The following is a 24,036-nucleotide window of genomic DNA, read 5'->3' on the forward strand; positions in this document are numbered from 1 at the left end:
CGCCTCCAGCACCTGCGGCTTCGCCTGCCGCGGGGCCCGTTCCGGTCGTCCCGCGGCTCCCCATTGTGGAGCACGGCACCGACAACGGGCGCCGTGCGAGATCAGCTCCGGCCGCGGCTCCGGCCGCCGCCGGCCTCGCCCCCGTCGTCCTCGCCCGCGCCGTCCTCGTTCCCGTACGGGCCCAGCAGCTCGTCGGCGAGCGTCGGGAGGTCGTCCAGCGGCGTCTCCTCCGCCCAGGTCGGGCGGCGCCGCTGCCCGGCGTCCGGGGCCTCGTCCTGTGCCGGGTCGACCTGGGGCAGCTCCCGAGTGCGGTCGTCGGCGGGGCCCGCGTCCGCCGCCTGCCGCGGCTGCGCCCCGTTCTCCTCCGGGCGGAACAGCCACGGGGGCACCCGGTCGGTGGGGTCCTCAGGCCGCTCGGGGTGGACCGACGGCAGCACCGCGGTCTCCGCGGTCGGGTCGGAGGCCGGCCGCTCCGCCGGGTGCGCGTCACCCGCGTCCGGCTGCGCCGGGTACTGCGGCAGCACGGCCGTCTTCTCGGCGTCCGGGCCGTCCGTGGGACCCACGGACGGCAGCACGGCGGTCTCGTCCACGTCGCGCGCGTCGCGCTCCGTCGTGCCGCCGTCGTCCGCCCGAGGCGTACATGGCGTCTCGACGGCGTCTGCGGGCACCTCGGGCCGCGCGGGAGGCATCGGCGGCATGGGGGGCACGGGCGGCAGCACGGCCGTCTCATCCGCGGCACCCGCCTCCGCGCGGGCGTCCACCCGCGGCGTACGCACCGTCTCGGCCGCCTCCGAAGGGGCGCCCTCGACGTGCGCCCCCTGCGCCTCGGAGCCCGTGGGCTCCACCGGCGGCAGCACGGCCGTCTCGTCCGGCGCGGACTGTTCCTGGACCGCGGGGGTGATCTCGGGGCCGAGGCGCGGATCGCGGCGTTCGGGGGCGGGCCGCGCGGCGGCGGACGGGCTCTTGGTGAGCCGGGTCTTCGCGGGCCGCGACGCGACCGCCTCGGGGGCGCTCGTCCCGCCGTGGTCGGTCACCGTCGGGGCCCCGGCCACCGGGGTCTCGACGGTGGACGCCTCGCCGACCGTCCTCGGCGGCTCCTGAGCGCCACGCCCGTCCTGCGGGGCGGGCGTCGCGTTCTGTGCGGCGGGCTGGGTGCCCTGTCCGGGGGACGTGGTGCCCTGCGCCGCCGGCGTCGCGTCCCGTCCGGCGGGCGCGGTCTCCCGAGCTGCCGACGCGTCCTGGTAGCCGGCCGCCAGCGGGGTCTGGAGCGTGGGGGCGTCGCCCCCCGCACGCCGCGCGGAGCCGGCCTGCGGCGTGACGCCGGCCTCGGGCGAGGTGCCCGCGCCCGGCGTGCCCGTGCCCGGTCCGGCGGCCGCGGCGCCGCCGGCGTCCGGGCCCGCGTCAGCCGCCTGCCGGCGCGCGTCCTCCGCGCGGAGCAGCGCCTCCTCGGCCTGCCGCTGCCGCTCCAAGCGGCGGGCTTCCGCCTCCGCGCGGAGCCGCGCCTGCTCCTCGGCCTCGTGACGGCGGCGCTCCTCCTCGGCGGCACGGGCGCGGTCCTCGGCCTCGATACGCCGACGCTCCGCCTCGGCCCTCTGACGGGCGTCCTCGGCCCGCTGCCGGGCCTCCTCCGCCTGCCGCTCGGCCTCGCGCTGCCGTGCCTCCTCCAGCTCGCGGCGCTCGCGCTCCTCCTGCTCGGCGCGCGCCTTGGCGGCGGCCTCCTGTCGCTCGCGCTCCAGCCGCTCCTCCTCCGCCCTGCGGGCGGCCTCCTCCTCGGCCTTGCGCCGCGCCTCCGCCTCAGCGGCCTTGCGGGCCTCGTCACGGGCCTTCAGCTCGGCTTCCGAGAGGGGCAGCATCCGGTCGAGGCGGTGGCGCACCACCGCGGTGACGGCTTCCGGCTGCTGACCGGCGTCGACGACGAGGTAGCGGCCCGGGTCGGCGGCGGCCAGGGTGAGGAACCCGGACCGTACGCGCCGGTGGAACTCGGCCGGTTCCGACTCCAGCCGGTCGGGTGCCTCGGTGAAGCGCTCGCGCGCGGTCTCCGGGGAGACGTCCAGCAGCACGGTCAGGTGCGGGATCAGGCCGTTCGTCGCCCAGCGTGAGATGCGGGCGATCTCGGTCGGGGCGAGGTCGCGCCCAGCGCCCTGGTAGGCGACGGAGGAGTCGATGTAACGGTCGGAGATGACGACGGCACCCCGCGCCAGGGCGGGACGGATGACGCTGTCGACGTGCTCCGCACGGTCCGCCGCGTACAGCAGCGCCTCCGCGCGGTGCGAGATTCCGGCGCTGGACACGTCCAGCAGGATCGAGCGAAGCCGCTTGCCGATGGCCGTGGCGCCCGGCTCGCGGGTCACCACCACCTCGTGGCCCTTGGCCCTGATCCACTCGGCCAGTGCCCGCACCTGCGTGGACTTGCCCGCTCCGTCGCCGCCCTCCAGGGCGATGAAGAAGCCTCCCGAGGCAGGGCCCTCCGCCGGGTCCCCGCCGAAGAGCGCCTCGCGCAGATCGCGCCGCAGCGGCACGCCCTGCCGGTCGTCGGTCTTGCCGAGCACGAGGGCCGCGACCGGCAGCAGCAGCGCGCCGACCAGCATCAGGGTGAAGGCGGCGCCGCCGTGGGCGAAGACGAAGTCGCCGTTGACCAGCCGGTGCGGGCTGATGGCGGCGGCGAGCAGCGGCGCGGCGACCGCGCCGAGGCCCACGAAGACGCGTACGACGGCCTGGAGGTGCTCGGTCATCCGGGCCCTGCGCGGCTCCTCGACCTCCTGGTCCAGCAGCGCGTGGCCGATCTGCGCCGCGACACCGGCCGACAGCCCGGCCAGCGCGGTGATCAGCAGCACGGTCGCGCCGTCGTGCACCAGGCCCGCCGCCAGCAGCGCCAGACCGGTCAGCGCGAGGGACAGCGAGAGCAGCCGCCGCCGCGACAGGCCGGGCAGCACCTTGGGGGCCGTGCGGATGCCGACCACCGGGCCGCCGCTGAGGGCGAGCACCAGCAGCGAGAAGGCGACGGGGCCGCCGCCGATGTCGACGGCCTGGAGCGCGGAGACGCCCACGGCCGCCGCGATCGCCCCGGCGATGGCGCCACAGGCCAGCACCAGGTGCGGCACGGCTCCCGTGCGGCCCTTCTCCGGGCCGAGCCGGCCGTCGGGACCGGGCATGGCGGCCCGTGGGCGACGCAGCCCCTCCAGCGGGGAGCGCGGGCGGGGCGTCTGGGCGCTGGGCAGCTCCAGGAAGCAGACAGCCGTGATCGCGGCCGCGAACAGCCCGGCCGCCCCGTAGGAGGCGATGGCCGCCTGGTGGATGTGGAACCACGCGATGCCGGAGCCCAGCAGGTTCCCGAAGAGCGTGGCGGCCATCAGGCCGATGGCCGCCAACGGCAGCGAGACGAAGGTCGTACGGAGCCAGAGCCGGCGCAGCGCGTCGAGGTGGTCCGGCAGCGGGCGCACGGCCGCACCCTCGGCGGGCGGCGCGGGCAGCAGCCCGGGCGCCGCGCCGTCCTTGGCCACCGTCCAGCAGCGCTCGGCGGCTCCGCTGACGAACGCGGTGACCAGCAGCCAGACCAGGGCGTTGCCCGGGGTCCAGTCGATCCACAGCGGTGCGATGACGAACAGCACCAGCCGCAGCCCGTCCGCGCCGATCATGGTCCAGCGGCGGTCGAGCGGACCGGACGGACCGATGAGCGAGGAGAGCGGGCCGAGCAGCACCGCCCCGAAGAGCACGGTCGAGAAGAGCCGTACGGCCAGCAGCGCGGCGACGGCGAAGGCCGCGCCCCGGTAGCCGCCTCCGAAGGAACCCGAGGCGACCGCGGCCTGGAGCGAGAGCAACAGGAGCACGAGCACCGCGAGCGCGTCCGCGGTACCGCTGACGAGCTGCGCGCTCCACAACCGCCGCAGCGGGGGGTAGCGCAACAGGGCACGCACCGCGCGTTCGCGCGAGTCCGCGGCTAGGGCGCCGGAGGTGGGAGTCACGTCCGTTGGCTGCTCGGCTCGTGTCATCTCGCCAGCCTATCCGGATCGCGTGAACGCACGCGCCGCCCACCCGAACAGACGCCCGATCCGGCATCCGCCCTCCGGGCACCGCTGCTTCGCCCCTGCTCAGCCCCCGTCCCGGCGGTGCCGCGACAGGGCCGGGCACCCCCTTGCGAGCGCCCGCCACCGGCTCCTGGAGAGCCCGCACGGCCGGCCATCGGAGCCGCAGCGCGCCGAGCCGGCGGTCCGAAGCCGCAGCGCGCCGAGCCGGGTACCGGACCGCGCGCACGGGGGAAACCGCGCTCCGCGCGGACGCGATCTCCGCCACACTCGCCGCGCGAGCGGCGAACGCGATGACCGGACGAGCGCCCCCATGCCGACGGCCGCCCCCGAGCCGATGCGTGGCACACCACGACGGAGGTGCCCACGCCGACCCACTCCGCCTCCCCCGCGGCCACGCCATCCCTCCGTGAGCGTGACGGAAGACGTAGCGGGAGACGCGCGGGGACGCGGAAGACGCGGGGACGCGGAAGACGCGGGGACGCGGAAGACGCGGGGACGCGGGAGACGCGGGAGACGCGGGGGACGCGACAGGCGGGCCGCGCGGGACCGCCGCGAACCCCACCGGGCCCGGGCGGCCGACCGCGCGGGCCCGCCTGCCGTGCTTGCTCCTGCTCCGCGCTCCTGCGTACCTCGGTTACCTCAGTACGTGAGCGCCTGAGCTGCTGACCGCCTACTCCGCGTCGCTCGCGGTGGACGCCTTCGCCGCGGCGGCCTTCTTCGCCGTCGTGGTCTTCTTCGCCGTCGTGGTCTTCTTCGCCGCCGTCTTCTTGGCCGTGGTGGTCTTCTTCGCGGCGGTCTTCTTGGCCGCCGTCTTCTTCGCCGGGGCCTTCTTCGCGACCGCCTTCTTGGTGGTCGCCTTCTTCGCCGTCTTCTTGGCCGGGCCCTTGGCGCGCTTCTCCGCCAGGAGCTCATAACCGCGCTCGGGCGTGATCGTCTCGACGTCGTCGTCGCGGCGCAGCGTCGCGTTGGTCTCGCCGTCCGTGACGTACGGGCCGAAGCGGCCGTCCTTGACCACCACCGGGCGCTCGCTGACCGGGTCGGTGCCCAGCTCCTTCAGCGGCGGCTTGGCGGCGGCACGCCCACGCTGCTTGGGCTGGGCGTAGATGGCCAGCGCCTCGTCGAGCGTGATCGTGAAGAGCTGCTCCTCGCGCTCCAGGGAGCGCGAGTCGGTGCCCTTCTTCAGGTACGGGCCGTAGCGGCCGTTCTGCGCGGTGATCTCGACGCCCTCGGCGTCCTGGCCGACGACGCGCGGAAGCGACATCAGACGCAGGGCGTCCTCAAGGGTGACGGTGTCCAGGGACATCGACTTGAAGAGCGAGGCGGTGCGCGGCTTGACCGCGTTCTTGCCCGTCTTCGGCGTGCCCTCGGGCAGCACCTCGGTGACGTACGGCCCGTAACGGCCGTCCTTCGCCACGATCGGGTGGTGCGGCGCCTCGGGGTCGGTGCCCAGCACCCGCTCGCCGCTGGGCTTGGCCAGCAGCTCGTGGGCCAGCTCCACGGTCAGCTCGTCCGGCGGCAGGTCGTCTGGCACGTCGGCGCGCTGGCCCGCCTCGCCCTCGACCTCGGACGGCTTCTCCACGTACGGGCCGTAGCGGCCGACCCGCAGCACGATGCCGTCGCCGACCGGGAAGGAGGACACCTCGCGGGCGTCGATCGCGCCCAGGTCGGTGACGAGCTCCTTGAGGCCGCCCAGGTGGTCGCCGTCGCCGTTCCCGGCCTCGGCGGCGCCGCCGGCGGCCTGGGCGCCCTGCGCGCTGTCACCGAAGTAGAAACGCTTCAGCCACGGCACGGCCTCGGCCTCGCCCCGCGCGATGCGGTCGAGGTCGTCCTCCATCTTGGCGGTGAAGTCGTAGTCCACGAGCCGCCCGAAGTGCTTCTCCAGGAGGTTGACCACGGCGAAGCTCAGGAAGGACGGGACGAGCGCGGTGCCCTTCTTGAAGACGTAGCCGCGGTCGAGGATGGTGCCGATGATCGACGCGTACGTCGACGGGCGGCCGATCTCGCGCTCTTCGAGCTCCTTGACCAGCGACGCCTCGGTGTAGCGGGCCGGCGGCTTGGTGGCGTGACCGTCGGCGGTGATCCGCTCGGCGGACAGCGCGGCGCCCTCGGCGACCTGCGGCAGCCGCCGCTCGCGGTCGTCGAGCTCGGCGTTCGGGTCGTCGGCGCCCTCGACGTACGCCTTCATGAACCCGTGGAAGGTGATCGTCTTGCCGGAGGCGGAGAACTCCGCGTCCCGCCCGTCGGACGCCGTGCCGGCGATCTTGACGGTGACCGAGTTGCCGACCGCGTCCTTCATCTGAGAGGCGACGGTCCGCTTCCAGATCAGCTCGTAGAGGCGGAACTGGTCGCCGGTGAGCCCGGTCTCCGCCGGGGTGCGGAAGCGGTCGCCCGAGGGACGGATCGCCTCGTGCGCCTCCTGCGCGTTCTTGACCTTGCCCGCGTAGGAGCGGGGCTTCTCCGGCAGGTAGTCCGCCCCGTAGAGCTGCGTGACCTGCGCCCGCGCCGCCGCCACCGCGGTGTCGGAGAGCGTGGTGGAGTCGGTACGCATATAGGTGATGAAGCCGTTCTCGTACAGCTTCTGCGCCACCTGCATGGTGGCCTTCGCACCGAAGCCGAGCTTGCGGCTCGCCTCCTGCTGGAGGGTGGTCGTACGGAACGGGGCGTAGGGCGACCGGCGGTACGGCTTGGACTCGACCGACCGCACCGCGAACGGGCTCTCGGCGAGCGCCGCGGCCAGCGCGCGGGCACCGGCCTCGTCCAGGTGCAGGACATCGGTCTTGAGCTTGCCGTTCGGACCGAAGTCGCGGCCCTGGGCGACACGGCGGCCGTCGACGGCCGCGAGGCGGGCGGTGAGGGTGCCCGGGTCGCTGGGGTCGCCGCCCCGGCCGGTGGCGAAGGTGCCGGTCAGGTCCCAGTACTCGGCGGAGCTGAAGGCGATGCGCTCGCGCTCCCGCTCGACGACGAGCCGGGTCGCCACCGACTGGACGCGGCCCGCCGACAGCCGCGGCATGACCTTCTTCCACAGCACCGGAGAGACCTCGTAGCCGTAGAGGCGGTCGAGGATCCGGCGGGTCTCCTGGGCGTCGACCAGGCGCTGGTTCAGCTCGCGCGGGTTGGCGACGGCCTCGCGGATCGCGTCCTTGGTGATCTCGTGGAAGACCATCCGGCGGACCGGGACCTTGGGCTTGAGCACCTCCTGGAGGTGCCAGGCGATGGCCTCGCCCTCGCGGTCCTCATCGGTGGCGAGGAAGAGCTCGTCGGAGTCGGCCAGCAGCTCCTTGAGCTTCTTGACCTGGCTGCGCTTGTCGGCGTTGACGACGTAGATCGGCTGGAAGTCGTGCTCGACGTCCACGCCGAGCCGACGCACCTCACCGGTGTACTTCTCCGGCACCTCGGCGGCACCGTTCGGCAGGTCGCGGATGTGCCCGACGCTGGCCTCGACGACATAGCCAGGGCCGAGGTAGCCCTTGATCGTCTTCGCCTTGGCAGGCGACTCGACGATGACGAGTCGGCGGCCGCCCTGTGCGGTCTCGCTGGTCGGGGACAACTTCGCTCTTCTCTCCGGTCGACGCTCGGTGAACGGGCCCAGTACGGCACCGTGTCATTGCGGTGACGCTGCGGAGTGTGACGGTACATCCCGCCCCCGTGTCAAACGGAAAAAGCCCACAACGCCACTCGAACGGTAACCCGACAAGCGTCCTGTCTGCCGCCCGGACCGACACACCGCCCCCGCGGTGCCCGGTGTCAGGCGCAACCGAGATACCAGATTCCGCCGCCCAGCGCGGCGACCCCGGCGAGAAGGGAGACGATGGCTCCGGTGACGGGACGCACGCCCTCCGCGACCGGTACCCGGCCGTGCACGCGCACCCCCGTCCACAGCAGCAACGCGGCGCCGAACAGCACGAACGCCGTCCCGGCGAAGACCGCGGGTCCACTCTCCATGGCCGAAAGCGTTCCACTCACAGAAGGCCGCGACACGAACCGCGGGTGAACGGCGCGTCACCTCATGTCACATCTTGGCCAAGCCTGAGCCCTCCCTCGGCCGCCCCGTCCCGGCGACTGCGCCATTGGTGACCAATGAGGATTTCTTCGGATTTTTATCTGGTGACGTAAGCCTCGAATCGATTTCGGTCACCTGTGCGTGACCCTCCGTGGCCGATTCGGTCGGGCAGCGAGGGCGCACGGGGGCACCCGGCGGTACGCGGTGTGCGCTGGGCTGCACACGGGGGAGCACCGCGTACGCCGTAGAAGCAGCGGTCTGAGGAGCCGTCGACGTGCCGATCGTCGTCGCGCCCCGGGGAGGCGGCGGAACGCCACGGGCAGGGGACGGCGCACCGGCGGGGGCATCGGGCGCACGGGCCCCGGGGGCGTGGAGCTCCCGGGGCCTGCGGGCGTGGGGCGCACGGGGCGCCGGGCTCACGGGGCGCCGGGCGCCGGGGCCGCGCCTCCCGTGGCCGCAGGCCGGGCGACGACTGCCCGAGCGCGCCCTGTGCGCCGCCCCGCGCTCCGCACCGTCGCGTGCCGGGTCCGCGCTTCGAGCGCCAGCCGCTGCCCGGCCCGGTGTCGCCGAATGACGACGGGCGGTGAAGGGCGGTGAAGGGTGGCGAAGGGCGGTGAAGGGTGGCGAAGGGCGGTGAAGGGCGGTGAAGGGCGCGGCTTAGGCGGCGTCCACCGGGACCAGGAAGCCCTGCTCGACCAGGAGCCGTATCGACGCCGGCGTGCGATCCCGCAGCATCACCGCGTCCTCGCCGATGAGCTGGGAGATGGCGTCCAGAATGCGACCCGCGCTCAGCGTCCCGTCGCACACCCCGGCGAAGCCCGCGCCCACCGTGTCGACCTTCGTCGCCCGCCGCATGCCGCGGTTCTGCCGCAGCACCACGTGCTCCGGGTCCTCCGCGCCGGGCAGCCCGACCTGCTCCTGCACGACCTCGTCGGCCAGCCGGAAGCGCGCGGCGAGCAGCGCCGCGTCGTCGTGCGTCCGCAGGAAGTCCTGCCGGTCGAAGTGGGCGGCGACAACTCCGCCGAGCGGCTGCTCGACGGGGTGCGGCCACTCCTCCACCGTCACCGAGGGGTGCTCCGCGCCCGACTTGCGCAGCGTGATCCAGCCAAATCCGACCGCCTTGGTCTTGCGGGCCTCGAACTCCTCCAGCCAGGCGTCGTAGCGGGCCGCGTACCGCGCGGGGTCGCCGAGGTGGTCGCCGGCGTCGCGCAGCCACAGCTCGGCGTACTGCGTGACGTCCTGCACCTCGCGCTGCACGATCCAGGCGTCGCAGCCGCTGGGCACCCAGGACCGCAGTCGATCGTGCCAGTCCTCGCCTTCGACGTGCTGCCAGTTGGCCAGCAACTGGCACCAGCCGCCGTCGTTGAGGTGGGCGGCGGACTGCCGCACCAGCGACTCGCACAGCGCGTCCCCACCCAGCCCGCCGTCCCGGTAGACGAGCCGGGCGCCGGGGGAGATGACGAAGGGCGGGTTGGACACGATGAGGTCGTACGTCTCCTCACCGACCGGCTCGAAGAGCGAGCCCTCCCGGAAGTCGGCCTCGGGCGCGCCCGACAGAGCCAGCGTCAGCCGCGCGATGTGCAGCGCGCGGGGGTTGAGGTCGGTGGCGGTGACCCGCGTGGCGTGCTGGGCGGCGTGCAGCGCCTGGATGCCGGAGCCGGTGCCGAGATCGAGCGCCTTCGCCACAGGGGTGCGGACGGTGATGCCGGCGAGGGTGGTGGAGGCGCCGCCGACGCCGAGGACGAGCTGCGAGCGGTCCACCTCCGCGCGGTGCCCGCCGATGCCCCCGGCGCCGCCGACCGCGCAGCCCAGGTCGGAGGCGATCCACCAGTCCTGGCCCTCCGGCCCTCCGTACGGACGGACGTCGACGACCGCCCGTACGCCCTCCCCCGACGGGACCGGCGCGGGCGCCAGCCAACCGTCGGCGAGGCAGTCCGCGACGGGCAGCACGGCGCCCGCGCGCTCCCGCGGAACCGCCTCCTGGAGCAGGAAGAGCCGCACCAGCGTCTCCAACGGGCCGTCGCCACGCGTGGCGCGCTCGGCCGGAACGGTCTCGGCGCGCGCGAGGGCGGCGTAGGCGGGCGCGCCCAACAGGTCGAGCAGGCCGTCGGCGGTGAAGTCGGCCGCCAGCAGCGCGTCCCGGAGACGGGCGGTGCGCGCGGGGTCAGGTGTCGGCAGGCGGCTGGAGAGGTGCGTACTCACGGACCCATTGTCAGGGCAACCGCCGACAAACAGCGACGACGCGGTCGGCACGGGCGAGTACGGGCGAGCACGGGCTTACGCGGCGAGCCCCTTTGAACTCGAACGGCGACCACAGGCGCACCGCGGCCGACCACGGGCGCTCTGACGAAGCGGAGGCAAGCACCGGCGCGCGGCGCTCGGTGGCCGCCATGGCGGCCGTCGGCCGTCGGCCGGAGCACCGAACCGTACGCGATGACGCGCAAGGCCGCCGTCCACAGACCCCGATCCCGACGCGCCTCCCCAGACCCCCAGACGCCGCCCCGAACGGCGTCGACCCGAACGGCGTCGGTCCAGATGCGCCATCCGGGCCATACCGCGATACCGCGCGGGGCGCGATGCCGGACGCGGGACACCGCGCGGTACGAGAGCGGTATGCGACAGCGGTACTGCGAGAACGTACGCCCCACGCCCACGCCCGCGCGGGAGCGCCACGCCACGCGGATACGCCGCACCCCTCGGTGTGCGGCGCCGCCACACCGGTCGCCACGCCCGCCGGCATGACCAAGGGCATGGCCGCGACGGCGTGCGGCCATGCCGTGGCAGCGTGCACGCGGCCGTGGTACCGCGGCGCCGCGGGCTCCGTGGCGCCACGGAGCCCGCGGTGCTGTGGAACCCGCGGGGCCGCGACCCCGGCGTCAGGAGCCGGCGGGAGCCGGAGTGGGCGTGCTGCGCTGGCAGCCGGTCTGCTTGGTCATCGCCTGGCCGATCTCGCCCTCCTGCAGCTTCTGCAGCGCCTCGTCACCCGACTGGCTGATCGTCTTGAGCTCCTTGGCGATGCCGTTGAGCCCCTCGGCGAACTTCGCCTTGTCCGCGGCGTCCAGCTTGTCGACGGTCGTCTTGAGGTTCTGGTAGGCCTTGGCCGTTTCGTTGAGCTCCTTGACGGCCGCCTCCTTGGTCTTCTCGCCGTCGTCGACCGGCGGGGCGCCGGCCTTGTTCACGGCCTTGCCGAGCGCGGTGTAGGCGTCGGCGATCTTCTGGAAGGCCATCGAGTCCGTCTGCTGAAGCTTCTTGGCGTCCGGCTCGTCCTCGGCGTCCTGAATGGCGGCGTTGGCGCTCTGAATGCTCTTCAGGTGCGGCTGCGCCGCGTCGCAGAACGTCTTGGCCCAGTCGTTGACCTTGTCGCTCTTCTCACTCTCGTCGTTGCAGCCGGTCAGCGCCAGTACGAGTGCCGCACCGCCGGACAGTGCCGCCGCAAGCTTCTTGTTCACCGGATTGGTCCCTTCCATGGCTCTCGGCCCCGGAACATACACGTCTGAAGCGCGGCGGCCGTCAGTCGGGCATCTGGTACGACCACTTTTGAAGCCATTTGCACCAAGCCAGGTGTGTGATGGAACTCGTCATACGGACGGGCGGAAACAAACGGGCGGGCAGCGCGCCAATGCGCACTGCCCGCCCGCCGGTTGGAACCTAGGACACCACCGCCGGGTCGGCCTGCTGGGCCACCCGCTCGGCGTTGCCTTCGTCACCCACCGCGATGCCACGCCGCTTGGAGACGTACACCGCACCGATGATGATCACGATGGCCAGGACGGCGATCCCCGCCCGCAGCCCCGGATTCGCGTCATCGCCGTAACTGAACTTCACCACCGCCGGCGCGATCAGCAGCGCCACCAGGTTCATCACCTTCAGCAGCGGGTTGATCGCGGGGCCCGCGGTGTCCTTGAACGGGTCGCCGACGGTGTCGCCGATCACCGTGGCCGCATGCGCCTCGCTGCCCTTGCCGCCATGATGGCCGTCCTCCACCAGCTTCTTCGCGTTGTCCCACGCGCCGCCGGAGTTCGCCAGGAAGACCGCCATCAGCGTTCCGGTGCCGATCGCGCCGGCCAGGAACGAGCCGAGCGCGCCGACGCCGAGCGCGAAGCCGACGGTGATGGGGGCCATGACCGCCAGCAGGCCCGGGGTGGCCAGTTCGCGCAGCGCGTCCTTGGTGCAGATGTCCACCACCCGCCCGTACTCGGGCTTCTCGCTGTAGTCCATGATCCCGGGCTTCTCCCGGAACTGCCGCCGGACCTCGAAGACCACCGCGCCGGCCGACCGCGACACCGCGTTGATCGCCAGTCCGGAGAAGAGGAAGACGACGGCCGCGCCGAGCACGAGACCGACCAGGTTGTTCGGCTGCGAGATGTCCAGGCTCAGGTTCATCTCTCCGGCCACCTGCACGCCCACCTCGTCGATCGCCTCGGCGATGGCGTCGCGGTACGAGCCGAAGAGCGCGGCCGCTGCCAGCACCGCGGTGGCGATGGCGATGCCCTTGGTGATGGCCTTGGTGGTGTTGCCGACGGCGTCCAGGTCGGTGAGCACCTGTGCGCCGGAGCCCGTCACATCACCGGACATCTCGGCGATGCCCTGCGCGTTGTCGGAGACCGGACCGAAGGTGTCCATGGCGACGATGACGCCGACCGTGGTCAACAGGCCGGTGCCGGCGAGCGCGACCGCGAACAGCGCCAGCATGATGCTGGAGCCGCCGAGCAGGAACGCGCCGTAGACGCCGAGTCCGATCAGCGCCGCCGAGTAGACCGCCGACTCCAGACCGATGGAGATGCCGGAGAGCACCACCGTGGCCGGCCCGGTCAGCGAGGTCTTGCCGATGTCGCGCACCGGCCGCCGGTTGGTCTCGGTGAAGTAACCGGTCAGCTGCTGGATGAGCGCGGCCAGCACGATGCCGATGCCGACCGAGACCAGCGCCAGGACTCGCGGGTCCCCGGAGTGCGTGAGGATCTCGTCGTCCGTGACCCCGTCCAAGTCGGCGTAGGAGGAGGGCAGATAGGCGAAGACGGCACCCGCCACCAACACCAGGGAGATCACGGCGGAGATGAAGAAGCCACGGTTGATCGCGGTCATACCGCTGCGATCGGACCGCCGGGGCGCCACCGCGAAGATGCCGATCATGGCCGTGACCACGCCGATCGCCGGAACGAGCAGCGGGAAGGCGAGCCCGGAGTCGCCGAAGGCGACCTTGCCGAGGATCAGCGCGGCGACCAGGGTCACGGCGTACGACTCGAAGAGGTCGGCCGCCATGCCCGCGCAGTCACCGACGTTGTCGCCCACGTTGTCCGCGATGGTCGCGGCGTTGCGCGGATCGTCTTCCGGAATGCCCTTCTCCACCTTGCCCACCAGGTCGGCGCCGACATCGGCCGCCTTGGTGAAGATGCCGCCGCCGACCCTCATGAACATCGCGATGAGCGCGGCGCCCAGACCGAAGCCCTCCAGCACCTTGGGCGCGTCCGCCGCGTACACCAGCACCACGGACGAGGCGCCCAGCAGGCCGAGGCCCACGGTGAACATGCCGACCACGCCGCCCGTACGGAATGCGATCTTCATAGCCCGGTGCGAGACGTCCGTCAGATCCTTGGCCGGTTCGCCCTTCGCGGGTGTCGCCTCACGGGCGGCGGCCGCCACCCGCACATTGCTGCGCACCGCGAGCCACATCCCGATATAGCCGGTGGCCGCCGAGAATCCTGCGCCGATCAGAAAGAACGCAGAACGCCCGATGCGCTGCGACCAGTTGTCCGCCGGCAGCAGCATGAGCAGGAAGAACACGACGACGGCGAAACCGCCGAGGGTCCGCAACTGCCGTGCCAGATAGGCATTGGCGCCTTCTTGCACGGCTGCGGCGATCTTCTTCATGTTGTCCGTGCCCTCGCCGGCCGCGAGCACTTGTCGAACCAGCACCAGCGCGACCGCGAGCGCCGCCACCGCGACGGCGGCGATCACCAGCACGATCACACGATTGCCGTCGGTCAGCTCCGCGGCGGCCAGGGTTGGGGGAAGGTCCAGCTGATGAGGGGTGAGAGGCCCCGCCATTCGTCCTCCTTGACGTTTGGCACATGGGCGCGCAGCAGTTCCGCGACCGCAGAACAGCCGCCACGCTCAGGCGTCCTGAGCTCGAGATGTGGACGGATTGTAGGGAGCCGCACTAGATCAAAACAGGGCGCCGCAAAGGGAATTCGCCTGCACCAGCGAAGATCAATAGGTTTGCGCTTCGGGAATTCGCCCGGACGAAGGAAGCGTCGCAATTCGCTGACGATCAACCCGGGTGGCTCTTAAAATGATCAATTAATGATCTCAACACCCGATGATCACCAGGTGCGAAACACCGCTCCGACACGCCAGGAAGCCCCGAAAACCACCCGTCGGAGTGGATCGCCGGAGCGGACCGAAGCGATGTCGACGCGCTCCGGGACGGGAGGTGCGCGGGATGCGACGTGAGGCCGCGACTACAGTCGCCGAGGGGGATCGGCTACGTGGCGTAACGGCTCATTGCGGACCACCCGCGACCGCCCGCACCGCTATGGGACGGGTCGTGCCGTCGATCGATCGTTGCGAGGGAACGCGGTCGTCCCCACCGGTCCGCCGCCCTCGGGACACCCGGCGGGTGCTGGTACGGCTCGCAGAGCCCCGTGGGGCGACGAGGGGCCGCTGTGGCGGCATTGCCCGGCCCGGAAGGCGGGGCGGCGGCGGAGTGGCACCCCAGGGCCGGAGGAGGCCGGTGAGCGGCCCTACAGGGCGCGGGGGTGTGGTGGCGTGTGGCGTGTGGCGTGTGGCGTGTGGCGTGTGAGCCAACCGGGTCAACGAACGCAGGACCGGTTCAGCGACGCCGCGCGTGACAGCGCGAGAACGCGCGACTACGGGCGGCGTGGGGCGTGGGTGCGGACTAGGCGACCAACGGCCGCGGGGGCGGGATACCGCCGCCGGCCGCGGTGGGCGGATTACGGCAGCACGGGCGCGGGTGTGGTGGGCCAACTCATCCGGATCACGCCGCCGGCTTCGGTGGCCGAGACCTCGACGTCGTCGACGAGCCCGCTGATGACTGCGAGGCCCATCTCATCCTCAGTCTCGGCAGCGGCCTCGCCCGGCCCCGTAGGCGGGCCGCCCTGGCCACCAGGCGCACCGGCCCCGGCGGCGGGGCCGTGCGGCACCTCGTCGCCCACCTCGATCGAGAACCTCTTCTCGTCCTCGATCAGCACGACCCGGACCGGGGCGGACAGCCGGTTGCTGCGATGCAGCCCCACGGCGCGGCTGCACGCCTCACCGACGGCGAGCCGCACCTCGTCGAGCACGGCCTCGTCCACCCCGGCCCTGCGCGCCACCGCCGCCGCGACGAGGCGTGCGGTCCTGACATGCTCCGGCAGGGCGCTGAAGCGGAGTTCGACGGTGGCCATGCCATCCCCCTCGGACGTACGGGCGTGCATCTCAGGGGGCCGGGCGACTGCACCCGGTACCCCCTGTTGTCTTCCCGCGGCTGCCGACTAAAGGCACTTACTAATCTAGTCAAACGCCTCAGTCAGTGGCCGCAACGGCGTCATCGACCGAGGTGTGGATCGGAAACACCTTGGTCAGGCCGGTGATGCGGAAGATCTTGAGAATGCGCTCCTGGTTGCAGACCAGGCGCAGAGAGCCCTCGTGGGCCCGGACTCGCTTGAGCCCGCCGACGAGGACGCCCAGCCCGGTGGAGTCGAGGAAGTCGACGCCCTCCATGTCGACGACCAGGTGGTAGTTGCCGTCGTTGACAAGCTCGACCAGCTGCTCGCGCAGCTTGGGCGCGGTGTATACATCAATCTCGCCACCGACCTCGACGACCGTGCGGTCGCCAACGGTCCGGGTCGACAGGGACAGGTCCACGGATCCTCCAGCACCTTGCATCGAGCGGTCGCCCCCCATGGATCGGCAGCCGCGATGGCATTCAATCACTTACGGCAGGCGTGCACGACGCCTTGAGCCCATTGTCCGTCACTCCGGTGACACACTCGGTGTCAATGGCGCACAACCAACTCCCGCGGCACGCGGGCATACGCCCCTCCCCCCGGTCCATCCTGGAGCAGCTGACCGGCGGGAGCGATCGGGCTACGCGCATCACTCATACGGAGCACTTGCCCCCGCGATCCGGAACCCATGCCCCCTGGCCTCAGGAGATCCGACCGGAAGTGGTCGACGCCTTCCGGGCCTGCGGAATCGAACACCCGTGGGTGCACCAGGCGCGTACCGCCGAGTACGCGCTGCGTGGCGAGTCCGTCGTCGTCGCCACCGGCACCGCCTCCGGGAAGTCGCTCGCCTACCTCGCCCCCGTCCTCAGCGCCCTGCTGGACGGCGCGGAGGCCCCGGGGCGGCGGGGGGCGACCGCGCTCTACCTGTCGCCCACCAAGGCCCTCGCCGCCGACCAGCGGCGCGCCGTGAGCGAACTGGCCGCGCCGCTCGGCCATGCCGTGCGTCCCGCGGTCTACGACGGCGACACCCCGGTCGAGGAACGCGAGTGGGTCCGGAACCACGCGAACTACGTGCTCACCAACCCGGACATGCTGCACCGCGCGATCCTGCCCGGCCACGCCCGCTGGTCCTCCTTCCTGCGCACGCTGCGCTACGTGGTGATCGACGAGTGCCACACCTACCGCGGCGTCTTCGGCTCGCACGTCGCCCAGGTGCTGCGCAGGCTGCGCCGCGTCTGCGCCCGCTATGGCTCCTCCCCCGTCTTCCTGCTCGCCTCCGCCACCGCCGCCGACCCGGCCCGCGCGGCGACCCGGCTGACCGGACTGCCGGTCGCGGAGATCACCGAGGACGCCTCGCCCCGCGGCGAGCTGGTCTTCGCCCTGTGGGAGCCGCCCCTCACCGAGCTGCACGGCGAGCGCGGCGCCCCGGTGCGCCGCACCGCCACCGCCGAGTCGGCCGACCTGCTCACCGACCTCGCCGTCCAGGGGGTCCGGACCGTCACCTTCGTACGCTCCCGACGCGGCGCCGAGCTCATCGCGCTGATCGCCCAGGAGCGCCTCGCCGCCGTCGACCACTCACTCCCCTCCCGCGTCGCCGCCTACCGGGGCGGCTACCTCCCCGAGGAGCGGCGTGCCCTGGAGCGGGCCCTGCACTCCGGCAGGCTGCTCGGGCTCGCCGCGACCACCGCGCTCGAACTCGGCATGGACATCGCCGGTCTCGACGCCGTGGTCCTCGCGGGCTACCCGGGCACCCGCGCGTCCCTGTGGCAGCAGGCCGGCCGGGCCGGGCGCACCGGCCAGGGAGCGCTGGCGGTCCTGGTGGCCCGGGACGACCCGCTGGACACCTATCTCGTCCACCACCCGGACGCCCTGTTCCGGCAGCCGGTGGAGTCCACCGTCCTCGACCCGGACAACCCGTACGTGCTCGCGCCCCACCTGTGCGCGGCCGCGGCCGAACTGCCCCTCACCGAGGCCGACCTGGAGCTCTTCGGTCCCGCGGCAGCCGAGCTGATGCCGCAACTGGAGCAGCGCAGGCTCCTGCGACGCCGGGCGACCGCCTGGCACTGGACCCGCCGCGAGCGCGCCGCCGACCTCACCGATATCCGGGGCGCGGGCGGCAAGCCGATCCAGGTCGTGGAGGCCGAGACCGGGCGGCTGTTGGGCACCGTGGACGCCGCGGCGGCCCACACCACCGTGCACGACGGCGCCGTCCACCTGCACCAGGGCCGCTCCTACCTGGTCCGGCGGCTCGACCTCGACGACGCCGTCGCTCTGGTCGAGGAGGCCGACCCGCCGTACACGACGACGGCCCGCGACACCACCTCCGTCTCCATCCTGGAGACCACCACCGAAGTGCCGTGGGGCGACGCACGGCTCTGCTTCGGCTCGGTCGAGGTCACCAACCAGGTCGTCTCCTATCTGCGTCGAAAGCTGATCACCGGTGAGGTCCTCGGCGAGTCCAAACTGGACCTGCCGCCCCGGACGCTCCGCACCCGCGCCGTGTGGTGGACGGTCACCGAGGGCCAGCTGGACGACGCGCTCGTGCCACCGGAGGCGCTCGGCGGTGCGCTCCACGCCGCCGAGCACGCCTCCATCGGCATGCTGCCCCTCTTCGCCACCTGCGACCGCTGGGACATCGGCGGCGTCTCGATCCCGCTCCACCCGGACACGCTGCTGCCGACCGTCTTCGTCTACGACGGCCACCCCGGCGGTGCGGGCTTCGCCGAACGCGCCTTCCACACCGCCGCCCGATGGCTCACCGCGACCCGCGAAGCCATCGCCTCCTGCGAGTGCGACTCCGGCTGCCCGTCGTGCATCCAGTCCCCCAAATGCGGCAACGGCAACGACCCGCTCGACAAGAAGGCCGCCATTCGGCTGCTCACCACCCTCCTCGCCGGCGCTCCCACCGCCGCCTCTGAGTCCGACCCCGATTCCGACTTCGACTCCGGCTCCGGTTCCGACTTCGACTCCGGCTCCGGTTCCGACTTCGGCTCCGGCTCCGGCTCCGGCTCCGGCTGAAGCCTCCCGCTGGGGCATCGCCTCGCCCCAGGCGGGAGGCGGCACCGTCGCGGCCCGCGGCCAGCCCCGACGGCCACCGCCGTGGAGGAGATCGCCGAAGCGGGGCGAGGTCAGGGCTCGGGCGGGATCGCGCTCGGCGGACCGGCCCGGGAGCGCACCCGTGGCGCGAACGGCCCGGCGCGGGCCTCGACCGTGAGGTCCGCGATCTCGCCACGCACCTCGCACCGCACCACGCGCGTCCCCTGCGCGGCGGCCACCCGCCGGGCCAGGCCACACGCCGCGCGCGGGCCCTCCAGCGCGTGGTCGGCCGCCGCGAGGGCCGCCAGGTCGGCCGCACCGCCCGCGCGGTGCCGAGCCACCAGGACCTGGCCGAACATCATCAGCCCCGCGAAGAGGGCGCACAGCGCCGTGGCGGCCACCGCGACCCAGACCGTGGCCGAGCCGCGGTCGTCGGTACGGCTCATGCCCCCGCCTCCCCCACCGTGTCCTCGGCCAGCGCCACCGCCTCTCCCTGCAGCCGCACCGCCAGCGGGCCCGGCCCGGCCGCGCGGGCCACCACCCGCACCCGCACCAGGTCGCCCTCGCGACGCACCACGACCTGCGCGCCCCGCGGAGCGGCCGAACGGGCGGCGGCCACGGCGGCCGCCGTCGGCTCGGACCGCGCGGCGGCACGTGCCCCGGCACGTGCCGCGTCCACGCACTGCATCTGCGCCGAGGCGGCCATCAGGCCCCAGATCAGGGCCACCGCGAAGAGCACCAGCACCGGGGTGGCGACTGCCGCCTCCGCCGTGATGAACCCGCTGTCGGAGGTCGGACTCTCCGGGTCGGGGCCGGCCGCACCGAGTGGCGCGTCGGTGCGGCCGGAGGCGCCGGAGGCGTCAGAACGGGGCATCGAGCGCCCTTTCGATCAGAGATTGCAGCGCGCCACTGACCGTCCCGCCGGTCACCACGCGGTAGAGCACGGCGGCGAAGGCACATGCCGCCAGCGTGCCGACCGCGTACTCCGAGGTGGCCATCCCGGCGTCCGCACGCGCCCTCAGGCCGGTCGCGATCTCCGCATACCGCCGGACGCACCATCGATTGACCATCACATCCCCCTTCGATGCGCGACTCTGATGTCGCGTCAGTTGCTTTCGTCGGATCGCGCGTGGACCCACGCGCGCCGTCTCACGTATGCCGGCTGTTCACCCCTGTCGGCACGGGCACTGCCGCGCGAACGCCGCCCCGCGCACGCCATCTCGCACGTTCTCCATCGCCGGCCGTCTCATGTGTCGCTCCACCGGCCGTCTCATGTGTCACTCCACCGGTCTCAGATGCCTCGGGACAGACCGTCGGTCAGCCCGATCACCACCGGCACGACCGCGATCAGCAGAAAGGCGGGCAGGAAGCACAGCCCCAGCGGGATCACCGCCCGCGCCCGCGCCTTTCCGGCTCGTTCTGTCGCCTCCCTCCCCTGTTCGGCCCGGCAGTCGGCGGCCAGCCGGGAGACCGTCTCGACTACGGGGGAGCCGGTGGCTCCGGCCCGCTCGAGGCACCGGGCCAGCGGGCCGGCGCCGGGCAGCGCGGCCAGGCGCCCCCAGGCGTGGGCCGGGTCACCCCCCAGCCGCAGTTCGGCGGCGGCCTGCGCGAGCCGCTCGCCGACCGGACCGCGCAGCGACCGGCCGACGGCCTCCGCCGCCTCCCGTGGGCCGGCGCCGGCGGCCAGGCAGGCGGCCAGCAGATCGGCGGCCAGGGGCAGCTGGGGCGCGACGCGCCCCGCGTGGCGTGCGGGCCCGTCCTGGACCGCTCGGTCGCGCCGCTGCCACCGGGTGACGCCGTACGCCGCGGCCAGCCCCAGCGCGCCACCCCAGATGCCGCCGACGAGGGCGACACAGCTCAAGGCGATGGCCACCGCCGGCAACCAGCGTCGGAGGGCGGTCGCGCGGGCGCCGTGGAGCCATCGGCCGCGGGGCGCCGCTCGGGCCCGCCGACGTCCACGTTCCGCTTCGGCGCCGAGGGCGCGGGTCGCCCGCCGCCGCGCGGCGCGCTCCCGCCGGGCTTCCGCCACGGCCATCGCCGTGCACAGCAGAGCAGCCGCGGCCGACACCGCCATCCCCAGCCTGTGGACAAACTCGCCGCTCATCGGCTCGCCTCCGTCGTCTCCGGGACGGCCGCGGCCCGCAACACCCGCGCGGTGAGGGCGACACCCGCCCACTCCAGGAGTCCACCCGTCAGCAGACACGCCAGCCCGGCGGGGGTGTGCAGCAACACACGCAGCGGGTCGGCGCCCATCCCGCTGCCCAGCAGCAGCGCGACCACGGGGAGCAGGGCGAGGATGGCGCTCGTCGTGCGCTGCGACGCCAACTGCGCCCGCAGGTGCTCGCGCCGGTCCCGCTCGGCCCGCAGCGCCACGCCCACCCGGTCCAGTCCGGCCGCCAGTCCCGCGCCGCCGTCGACCGCGACCTGCCAGCACGCCGCGATCCCGATGAGCCCCTCCGCGCCGGGCGCTCGTGCGGCCCGGCGCAGCTCCCGTGGCACGTCCCCACCGAAGCGGGCGGCCGCCCGCACCAGGGGCCAGTGCCGTCCGAGGCCGTCCGCCGACACGGCCAGCAGCGCCTCCCCCGGCTGCCGTCCGGCTCTCAGCTCCCCGGTGACCGCCCCGCACAACTCGATCACCTCGGCGGCCCGGCGCTCGCGCTCTCGGCGCCGCTCCCGCGCCCGCCGCCAGCGCCCCACGGCCGGTACGGCGGCGGTGGCGCCGAGCAACGGGAGCAGCGAGGCGCCCCACAGGGCGAGCAGGCAGCCGGCCGGCAGACAGAGCACCTCGGGGCCCAGCCGCCCGCTGGAGCGGGCACGCCAACGTTCGCGTGCCGCGGCGGTCAGGCCGGCCAGCCGGACCGCGGGCTGTCGGGTGTCGGTCCGCGCGCCCTCCACGGGCGCAGCACCGCCTCCGGTGAACATCAGCCGGGCCCGGCGCAGTTCGTGCTCCCGCCCGCCCGTGAGCCAGGCCGCGGCGCCCGCGCAGAGGACCGCCGTGTACAGCGGCAGCGTGTCCGCCATCGCCTCCACGCCCGTCATGCGGCGCTCCCGCCCCGCTCGCACAGCCGCTGGAGGCGCTGCCAGCCGGGCGCCCGCTCCAGCCCGTCCGGGCCCCACACGGCCGCCGGCACCGTCGTCACCAGCCCCGCCCGATCGCGCTTCAGCACGTGCAGCTCGGCGATCCGTCGCCGGCCGCCCCGGTCCCGCACGAGGTGGACCAGGACCGACAGCGCCGCCGCGAGCTGGCTGTGCAACGCCGCGCGGTCGAGTCCGGCGGTGGAGCCGAGCGCCTCCAGCCGGGCGGGGACATCGGCCGCGGCGTTGGCGTGCACGGTCCCGCTGCCCCCTTCGTGGCCGGTGTTCAGGGCCGCCAGCAGCTCCAGGACCTCGGCACCGCGCACCTCACCGACCACGAGCCGGTCCGGCCGCATGCGGAGGGCCTGCCGCACCAGGTCCCGGAGCGTCACCTGGCCGCGGCCCTCCTGGTTGGCCGGGCGCGTCTCCAGTCTCACCACGTGGGGGTGGTCGGGCCGCAGCTCCGCCGAGTCCTCCGCCAGGACGATCCGCTCGCTCGGCCCGACCAGGCCCAGCAGGGTGCTCAGCAGCGTGGTCTTCCCGGAGCCGGTGCCGCCGCTGATCAGGTAGGAGAGCCGGGCCTCCAACATCGCGCGGAGCAGACGCTCGCCCTCCGGCGGCACGGTCCCCGCCGCCACCAGCTCTGCGAGTGAGAAGGCGCGCGGCCGCACCACCCGCAGCGACAGGCAGGTCGAGCCGACGGCCACCGGCGGCAGGACGGCGTGCAGTCGGGTGCCGTCGGGAAGCCGGGCGTCCACCCACGGCCGGGCGTCGTCCAGCCGCCGTCCAGCCACCGCGGCGAGCCGCTGGGCCAGCCGGCGGATCGCGGCCGCGTCGGGGAAGCGGACGTCCGTCCGCTCCAGCCCGGTCCCGCGGTCCACCCACACCTCGCGGGGCGCGGTGACCAGGACGTCGGTGACATCGGGCGCGGCGAGAAGCGGCTCCAACGGCCCGGCTCCGACCAGTTCGGAGCGCAGCGCGGCGACGACGCCGAGCACCTCCGTGTCGCCGAGCAGCCGGCCCTCCTCGCGGAGGGCGGCGGCCACCCGCGCGGGCGTCGCCTCCGCCCCACTCTCGGCCAGCCGCAGCCGCACGGCGTCCAACAGCTCCATCCGCTCCGGTCCCGGTCGCGTGCTGACGCTCATACCGCGCCCCCTCCCGCGCCGGGCAGCGCACGGGCCCAGAACTCCGCGCAGAACCGGGCGAGCGGCCCGCGCGCGCCGGCGCCCGGCGGCTGCCCGCCGTCCAGGGCCTCCGGCAGCCCGGGCTCCTGGGGCACCTCACCGGCCAGGGGCAGGCCGAGCAACCGCGCGATCTCCTCGTCGTCCAGACCCGATGCGTACGGCCCACGGACGACGGCCCGCAGATCTCGCAGCCCCGGGCTCAGGGCCGCCGCCACCCGGTGGGCTGCCGCGATGGCGCGCAGCTCCGCGGGCACCACCAGCAGTCCCAGATCCAGTTGGGCGAGGGCCTCGGCGGCCGCCTCGTCGATCCGCCGGGGCAGGTCCACCACCACGACCCCACCGCGCCGCCGGGCGGCGGCCAACACCGATCGCATGGCGGCGGGTGGGATGGCCACCGAGTCGCCGCGGTCCCAACTGAGCACCCGCAGGGCGTGCAGCTCCGGCAGCGACTCCTCCAGCGCGCTCCCGGCGACACGCCCGCGCGACGCCGCGAAGGCCGGCCACCGCAGCCCCTCCGCGCCCTCTCCGCCGAGCAGCACGTCCAGGCCCCCGCCGAGCGGGTCGGCGTCGATGAGCATGGTGCGCCGCCCCGCGCGGGCGGCCGTCACGGCCAGAGCGCAGGCGAGGGTGCTCGCCCCCGCACCGCCACGGCCCCCGATGACGCCGAGGGTGAGGGCCTGGAGACCCGTGCCCTCCGCGGCGTCGGCGATCCGGTCCACCAGCCATGCCTCGTCGTCCGGCAGGAACAGCACATGGTCGGCCCCGAGATCCACCGCGCGCCGCCAGATGCCCTGGTCGTCGAGGTCCCGTCCGATGAGGAGCAGGCCGGTCCGGCGCGGGAACCCGCGGAGCCCGGCGGCACAGTCGTCGCCGACCAGAATCAGCGGCGCGCCTTCCCAACTTCCGCGTTGCGCGGATGAGCCGAGGGCCACTTCGGGCCCGGCTCCGGCCGCCGCACACAAACGCAAAAGGTCGTCGAGAAGCTCGTCGTCCTCCGTGACGATCAGCGGTCTGGCCTGCCGCCCATCTGTAGGCACAACCCGTTCGGGCGTGTTGGATCCCGCCACGGTCCCCTCCCCATCTCGTTACGCGCTTTCACGTCCGCGAACAGCACGCGCGAACGCCGACGAGAATCACGGTGCGGCGATCCGGGAAATCTTGGGGATCTTGGTCCAAATCTGTGGACAACTCATCAGTTGTGAATATCTCAATCACCTATACCGGTGACTTCCGGAGAGCACTCTAGCGATTACCCACAGTTACCGCGCAGG

Annotated in this window: 16 protein-coding genes; 1 reads left to right on the forward strand and 15 read right to left on the reverse strand. The window is 73.6% G+C overall.

The window, feature by feature from the left end:
- Positions 1-101: 101 nt before the first annotated feature.
- The 8 genes from tmk to bldG form a co-directional block, all read right to left on the reverse strand.
- On the reverse strand, positions 102-3,989 hold the full coding sequence (tmk, locus tag LRS74_RS14995) for a dTMP kinase (protein ID WP_277741471.1): 3,888 nt from the start codon (positions 3,987-3,989) through the stop codon (positions 102-104).
- A gap of 706 nt (positions 3,990-4,695) precedes the next feature.
- Complete coding sequence (topA, locus tag LRS74_RS15000; RefSeq protein WP_277741472.1) at positions 4,696-7,572, reverse strand: type I DNA topoisomerase; 2,877 nt, start codon at positions 7,570-7,572, stop codon at positions 4,696-4,698.
- A 197-nt stretch (positions 7,573-7,769) separates the two neighbouring features.
- Complete coding sequence (locus LRS74_RS15005; protein WP_277741473.1) at positions 7,770-7,967, reverse strand: hypothetical protein; 198 nt, start codon at positions 7,965-7,967, stop codon at positions 7,770-7,772.
- A 715-nt stretch (positions 7,968-8,682) separates the two neighbouring features.
- A complete protein-coding gene (locus LRS74_RS15010) occupies positions 8,683-10,227 on the reverse strand; it encodes a class I SAM-dependent methyltransferase (RefSeq protein ID WP_277741474.1) in 1,545 nt (514 codons plus the stop codon).
- A 674-nt stretch (positions 10,228-10,901) separates the two neighbouring features.
- Positions 10,902-11,474 carry a small secreted protein gene (locus LRS74_RS15015; RefSeq protein ID WP_277741475.1) on the reverse strand — a complete coding sequence of 191 codons (573 nt, stop codon included), beginning with the start codon at positions 11,472-11,474 and terminating at the stop codon, positions 10,902-10,904.
- A gap of 199 nt (positions 11,475-11,673) precedes the next feature.
- Positions 11,674-14,070, reverse strand: a complete 2,397-nt coding sequence (locus LRS74_RS15020; protein WP_277741476.1) for a sodium-translocating pyrophosphatase — start codon at positions 14,068-14,070, stop codon at positions 11,674-11,676.
- Between the two features lie 905 nt (positions 14,071-14,975).
- Positions 14,976-15,428, reverse strand: coding sequence for an ATP-binding protein (locus LRS74_RS15025; protein ID WP_277741477.1), 453 nt, complete (start codon positions 15,426-15,428; stop codon positions 14,976-14,978).
- Positions 15,429-15,546: 118 nt separating this feature from the next.
- Complete coding sequence (gene bldG / locus LRS74_RS15030; RefSeq protein WP_014178436.1) at positions 15,547-15,888, reverse strand: anti-sigma factor antagonist BldG; 342 nt, start codon at positions 15,886-15,888, stop codon at positions 15,547-15,549.
- A 134-nt stretch (positions 15,889-16,022) separates the two neighbouring features.
- Between bldG and LRS74_RS15035 the strand changes: the two genes are divergently transcribed.
- Positions 16,023-18,488, forward strand: coding sequence for a DEAD/DEAH box helicase (locus tag LRS74_RS15035; RefSeq protein ID WP_277741478.1), 2,466 nt, complete (start codon positions 16,023-16,025; stop codon positions 18,486-18,488).
- 110 nt (positions 18,489-18,598) lie between these two features.
- Here the strand turns inward: LRS74_RS15035 and LRS74_RS15040 are convergent, their stop codons facing one another.
- From LRS74_RS15040 to ssd, 7 genes are all read right to left on the reverse strand, one after another.
- Entirely contained in the window at positions 18,599-18,952 is a 354-nt protein-coding gene (locus tag LRS74_RS15040; protein WP_277741480.1) for an Rv3654c family TadE-like protein, read from the reverse strand.
- Positions 18,949-19,380, reverse strand: coding sequence for a TadE family type IV pilus minor pilin (locus LRS74_RS15045; RefSeq protein WP_277741481.1), 432 nt, complete (start codon positions 19,378-19,380; stop codon positions 18,949-18,951). The genes LRS74_RS15040 and LRS74_RS15045 overlap by 4 nt, the downstream gene beginning before the upstream one ends.
- On the reverse strand, positions 19,367-19,576 hold the full coding sequence (locus LRS74_RS15050; protein WP_277741482.1) for a DUF4244 domain-containing protein: 210 nt from the start codon (positions 19,574-19,576) through the stop codon (positions 19,367-19,369). Before LRS74_RS15050 ends, LRS74_RS15045 begins: the two co-directional genes overlap by 14 nt.
- A gap of 221 nt (positions 19,577-19,797) precedes the next feature.
- The gene (locus LRS74_RS15055) at positions 19,798-20,610 is read right to left on the reverse strand and encodes a type II secretion system F family protein (protein ID WP_277741483.1); all 813 of its coding nucleotides are present in this window, start codon (positions 20,608-20,610) and stop codon (positions 19,798-19,800) included.
- Positions 20,607-21,545, reverse strand: a complete 939-nt coding sequence (locus LRS74_RS15060) for a hypothetical protein (RefSeq protein ID WP_277741484.1) — start codon at positions 21,543-21,545, stop codon at positions 20,607-20,609. Before LRS74_RS15060 ends, LRS74_RS15055 begins: the two co-directional genes overlap by 4 nt.
- Positions 21,542-22,726 (reverse strand): TadA family conjugal transfer-associated ATPase, encoded by a 1,185-nt coding sequence (locus tag LRS74_RS15065; protein WP_277741485.1) that lies wholly within the window; start codon positions 22,724-22,726, stop codon positions 21,542-21,544. The genes LRS74_RS15060 and LRS74_RS15065 overlap by 4 nt, the downstream gene beginning before the upstream one ends.
- On the reverse strand, positions 22,723-23,832 hold the full coding sequence (gene ssd / locus LRS74_RS15070) for a septum site-determining protein Ssd (RefSeq protein ID WP_277741486.1): 1,110 nt from the start codon (positions 23,830-23,832) through the stop codon (positions 22,723-22,725). The genes LRS74_RS15065 and ssd overlap by 4 nt, the downstream gene beginning before the upstream one ends.
- Positions 23,833-24,036: the final 204 nt, after the last annotated feature.

It is taken from the genome of Streptomyces sp. LX-29 (assembly GCF_029541745.1).
In the GTDB taxonomy this organism is placed as follows: Bacteria; Actinomycetota; Actinomycetes; order Streptomycetales; family Streptomycetaceae; genus Streptomyces.

Coding starts and splice junctions, on each gene's coding strand:
- tmk (WP_277741471.1), bottom strand. CDS start 3,989: ATGACACGAGCCGAGCAGCCAACGGACGTGACTCCCACCTCCGGCGCC.
- LRS74_RS15005 (WP_277741473.1), bottom strand. CDS start 7,967: ATGGAGAGTGGACCCGCGGTCTTCGCCGGGACGGCGTTCGTGCTGTTC.
- LRS74_RS15020 (WP_277741476.1), bottom strand. CDS start 14,070: ATGGCGGGGCCTCTCACCCCTCATCAGCTGGACCTTCCCCCAACCCTG.
- LRS74_RS15025 (WP_277741477.1), bottom strand. CDS start 15,428: ATGGCCACCGTCGAACTCCGCTTCAGCGCCCTGCCGGAGCATGTCAGG.
- LRS74_RS15035 (WP_277741478.1), top strand. CDS start 16,023: ATGGCGCACAACCAACTCCCGCGGCACGCGGGCATACGCCCCTCCCCC.
- LRS74_RS15040 (WP_277741480.1), bottom strand. CDS start 18,952: ATGAGCCGTACCGACGACCGCGGCTCGGCCACGGTCTGGGTCGCGGTG.
- LRS74_RS15045 (WP_277741481.1), bottom strand. CDS start 19,380: ATGCCCCGTTCTGACGCCTCCGGCGCCTCCGGCCGCACCGACGCGCCA.
- LRS74_RS15050 (WP_277741482.1), bottom strand. CDS start 19,576: ATGGTCAATCGATGGTGCGTCCGGCGGTATGCGGAGATCGCGACCGGC.
- LRS74_RS15055 (WP_277741483.1), bottom strand. CDS start 20,610: ATGAGCGGCGAGTTTGTCCACAGGCTGGGGATGGCGGTGTCGGCCGCG.
- LRS74_RS15060 (WP_277741484.1), bottom strand. CDS start 21,545: ATGACGGGCGTGGAGGCGATGGCGGACACGCTGCCGCTGTACACGGCG.
- LRS74_RS15065 (WP_277741485.1), bottom strand. CDS start 22,726: ATGAGCGTCAGCACGCGACCGGGACCGGAGCGGATGGAGCTGTTGGAC.